This is a genomic window from Myxococcota bacterium, from assembly GCA_035498015.1.
Classification (GTDB): Bacteria; Myxococcota_A; UBA9160; order SZUA-336; family SZUA-336; genus VGRW01.
On record DATKAO010000115.1, the window covers coordinates 1 to 3,935 of the forward strand.

A 3,935-nucleotide genomic window follows, 5' to 3' on the forward strand; every position below is an offset into this window, starting at 1 on the left:
CGCCGTGCCGCAGGCAGTGGTCGACGTAGATCGCCTCGTCGAACGCCACCCCGAGCCGGACCAGCGCCGCGCGCGAAGCCTCGAAGTAGAAGCGCTCGGTGTCGACGAGCACGCCGTCGTTGTCCCAGAGGATCGCCTTCATGGGACGCTAGCCAGCCGTATAGATCAGCTTCTCGCCCTCGCGATGGCTCTCCGCGTTGCCTGCGAGCCGCAGGTGCTCCAGGTGCGCGTAGGTCTCGCTCTCGGCCATCGCGCCCCAGCTGCGCGGCTGGAACAGCTTCTTCGCGATGTCCTCCACCGACGCGGGCCCGAGCTCGCGCGAGATCGCGCGGATCTTGTCGAGCCGGTCGTAGTGGTGGCGCTTGATCGCCTCGGTGCGCGCGCGCAAGTCACTGAACGGGTGACCGTGCGCGGGCAGCGCGTGCTTGATGCCGTTGATCTCCGCCACGCGGTCGAGTGAGTAGAAGAACGAGGCCAGCGGATCGCGCGACGACGAGATGCCCGAGATGTGCGGCGTGATCGAGGGCAGCACGTGGTCGCCGCCCAGGAAGATGCCGAGCTCGGGGTCGTGCAGGCAGATGTGATCCTCGGTGTGACCCGGCGTGTGCAGCACGAACCAGTCGCGCTTGGCCAGCCGCAGCACGTTTCCGTTCTCGACCGGGTCGGAGATCTCGGGCACGAAGTCGGTGCCGCCGAACATGCGCATCATGCGCCAGCTCATGCGCTGCTTGAACGGCGGGCGCGGGCGCGTGCCGCCCCAGGGCGTGGGGCCGCCCCAGGTGCCGAGCGCGCGGTTCCCCGCCGCTGCGGCCGACGCGGGCTTCCCGGCCTCGCTCTCGGCCTCGGCCGCGGGCTTCTCCGCACCCAGGTGCTCGGCGGAGACCTCGGGCGTGGCGGCGCTCGGCATGCCGAAGCGGAAGTTGCGGTGACCGATCACGCGCGCGCCCGACTCGCGCACGAAGCGCGTGGCGCCGCCGAAGTGATCGGGGTGCGAGTGAGTCACGACCACGGTGTGCACGTGCTTGAGCCGGATGCCGGCCTGCTTCAGCCGGTCCTGCAACGCGCGCCAGCTGGTGGTGCCCGGCAGGCCCGGATCGACCAGGGCCGCGCCCTCGCCGTCGACCAGCGCATAACAGTTCACGTGGCCCAGGCCCGGCATCTGGATCGGGAGCTGCATGCGCAGCACGTCCGGCGCGACCTCGGTGACCTCGGTCCGCGCTTCTTCCTGCTCCTGTCGCTTGCCCATGCTTCGATCCTAACGAACGGCCGGAACGGGGCTACTTCAACGCCTCGTAGACCTCGGCGATCAGCCGGAAGCCGCGAGCGTCGCCGCCCAGGCCCATCTGCATCTGGTTCATCACGTAGGCGAAGCCGAGCCGCGCGTCGGGGTCGGCGAAGCCGATCGAGCCGCCCGCCCCGGGGTGGCCGAACGATCGGGGGTTGGGGCCGAACGGGATGAGCGGCTGGGTCATCATGAAGCCCAGCCCGAAGCGGGTCGGGAGCGGCGAGAGCACCTCGTCCTGGCCGACCGAGTTCTCGGTGTTCGCGCGCGCGACCTGCGCCGGCGAGAGCACGTGCACGCCGTCGAGCCGGCCGTCGCTCGCGAGCGCGCCGTACAGCCGCGCGAGCCCGCGCGCCGTGCCGTGGCCGTTGCCGGCCGGGATCTCGACCGCGCGCCAGGCGCGCGTGTTGACCGTGCCCGGAGTGAGTGGCGGGTTGGCGAACACGCGGCCCACGAGTGACTCGGGGTTCTGGGCGGCCGCGTGGAACGGATTGGGCACGCCCGGCGGAGAGGGCGGCGCGGGGATGATCTCGGCGATGCGCGCGTCGAGCTCGGGCCCGCTGCCGATGTGGAAGTCCAGCCCCAGCGGCCGCGCCAGCTCCTCGCGGAAGTAGCTGCCGACGCTGCGTCCGTCGACGCGGCGGATCACCTCGCCGACCAGGTAGCCGTAGGTGAGCGCATGGTAGCCGTGGCGCGCGCCGGGCTCCCAGAACGGCGCCTCGGCGGCGAGTGACTCGGTCATGTACTTCCAGTCGTACAGGCCCCCGGGCGGGATCTGCTTGCGCAGCGCCGGCACGCCCGCGCGGTGACAGAGCAGCCAGCGCACGGGAATGGCACCCTTGCCCTGCTGCGCGAACTCGGGCCAGTAGCTCGCGACCGGCGCGTCGAGATCGAGCTTGCCCGCTTCGACCAGCCGGTGCGCGCAGATGGCAGTCACGCCCTTGGTCGTGGAGTACACGTTGGCCAGCGTGTCTCGCTGCCAGGGCAGCGTGCGCGCGGCGTCGCGGTGGCCGCCCCAGAGATCGACCACGAGCTGGCCGTCGATCGCCACCGCGACCGAGGCGCCCACCTCGCCGTTCGCGAAGCTCTCCGCGAACGCCTCGCGCAGGCGCGCGAAGCGCGCCTGGCACTCTCCCCCTACGCTGACCGTTGACGCCATGAGTCCTCCTGCCGACGCGGGCGCGGGCATTCTACACGGGCGCCGCAGCCCCCTTCCGGCAGTGCAGCGGGCGGCTTCCGGTCGGCCGGCCCGCGCGGCGCGTTCCGGCTTCCCGAGCGGGCACCCGCCTTGCTATGAAGGCCAAGAGGTGCCCCTGGTGCAGACGATCGAGAGCCCCGAATTCATGGACGAGGTGGTCCCGGTGAAGCCCGGCGGCACCCTGTTCGTGCGCTCCGAGCGCGGCAGCGTCGACGTGCGCTCCCACGACGCCGAGGAGGTGCGCGTGGAGGCCGAGGCGCGCGGCCGGCGCGCGGAGCGCGTGATCTTCGCGCTCGACGTCGACGGCGACGACGTGCGCTTCGCCGTGCGCAGCGAGGGCTGGCTGCTCGGGCTGTTCGGCCTGCTCGACGTGCGCGTGCGCATCTGGGTGCCCAAGCGCTACGCGGTCGCCATGCGCGCGAGCGGCGGTCACGCGCGCATCGACGGAGTCACGGGCGACGTCGACCTGCAGGCCAGCGGCGGCGACGTGACACTGTCCGGTGTCGTCGGCCACGTCGACCTGCAGAGCTCGGGCGGCTCGGTCGACGTGGAGAACGTGGACGGCGACGTGCGCGTGCGCAGCTCGGGCGGAAACACCGAGATGCGCGACGTGTACGGCGACGTGAGCCTGCGCTCCTCGGGCGGCGACCTCTTGATCGACGGCGTCGACGGCGCGGTGCACGCGCGCTCGTCCGGCGGCTCGACCTCGATCGTGTTCCTCGGCGACCCCGAAGGCGACATCTCGAGCTCGGGCGGCGCGATCGAGGTGCAGGTGCGCGAGGAGGCCTGCTTCGTGCTCGACGCCAAGTCGCACGGCGGCAAGATCCACCTGGACCTCGAGCTCGACGACGAGCGCAAGGCCGACTCACACCGCGTGTCGGGCAGCCGCGGAGCGCGCAAGGGCCCGCGCCTCAAGCTGCGTTCCTCGGGCGGCGGGATCCGCGTCGGGCTCTTGTAGCTACGCGCGCTTCCAGGCCTTGTGCTGTTTCACGCCGTTGTCGAAGCGCGACCAGCCCGCGCTCTCCACGTCGACCACGAACAGGTGGAACTCGGGCTCGCTGGGCTGCCAGCCGATCTTCGCGAACAGCGCCTCGCAGTAGCGCTTGCGCACGCCCGGGTCGTGCACGTCGACGCCGCGGCCGTAGAGCTTGAAGTCGCCCTCGCTGCCGTCGGTCTTGGACACCGTGCTGTGCAGGACGCAGCGCGGGTCGCGCAAGAGGTCGAGCGCCTTGGGCGAGCGCCACATCATGCCCAGCATGACCTCGCCGTCGCAGAAGATCGCCTCGCAGGGCGAGATGCGCGGGAAGCCGTTCGGGCGCAGCGTGCCGAGCAGCACCATGCCACTGCCATCGATGCGCTCCACGCCCAGCCGCGCCAGCTCCGGCGCCTGTTTCGCGAACTCGTCCCAGTTCATGCGCGCCACCTCCGGTAGATCGGCCGCGTCTCGGGCGTGCG

General features: G+C 71.6%; 4 protein-coding genes. 1 reads left to right on the forward strand and 3 read right to left on the reverse strand.

Annotation, left to right across the window (positions count from 1 at the left end):
* Positions 1-148: 148 nt before the first annotated feature.
* Together VMR86_10690 and VMR86_10695 are read right to left on the reverse strand one after the other, a co-directional pair.
* Positions 149-1,246, reverse strand: coding sequence for an MBL fold metallo-hydrolase (locus tag VMR86_10690; GenBank protein ID HTO07509.1), 1,098 nt, complete (start codon positions 1,244-1,246; stop codon positions 149-151).
* 31 nt (positions 1,247-1,277) lie between these two features.
* Positions 1,278-2,441, reverse strand: a complete 1,164-nt coding sequence (locus VMR86_10695) for a serine hydrolase domain-containing protein (GenBank protein ID HTO07510.1) — start codon at positions 2,439-2,441, stop codon at positions 1,278-1,280.
* Between the two features lie 148 nt (positions 2,442-2,589).
* On the opposite strand from VMR86_10695, the gene VMR86_10700 reads away from it, so the two are divergent.
* Positions 2,590-3,438: a DUF4097 family beta strand repeat-containing protein gene (locus VMR86_10700; GenBank protein HTO07511.1), complete on the forward strand. Its 849-nt coding sequence runs from the start codon at positions 2,590-2,592 to the stop codon at positions 3,436-3,438.
* On the opposite strand, the gene VMR86_10705 is transcribed toward VMR86_10700, so the two are convergent.
* Positions 3,439-3,935 (reverse strand): hypothetical protein (locus VMR86_10705; GenBank protein ID HTO07512.1); only part of this gene is annotated, 497 nt, incomplete at its 5' end. It abuts the gene before it with no gap.

What these genes read in the sequence shown, in the direction of transcription:
- VMR86_10690 (HTO07509.1), bottom strand. Translation starts at nt 1,246, where the DNA reads ATGGGCAAGCGACAGGAGCAGGAAGAAGCGCGGACCGAGGTCACCGAG.
- VMR86_10695 (HTO07510.1), bottom strand. Translation starts at nt 2,441, where the DNA reads ATGGCGTCAACGGTCAGCGTAGGGGGAGAGTGCCAGGCGCGCTTCGCG.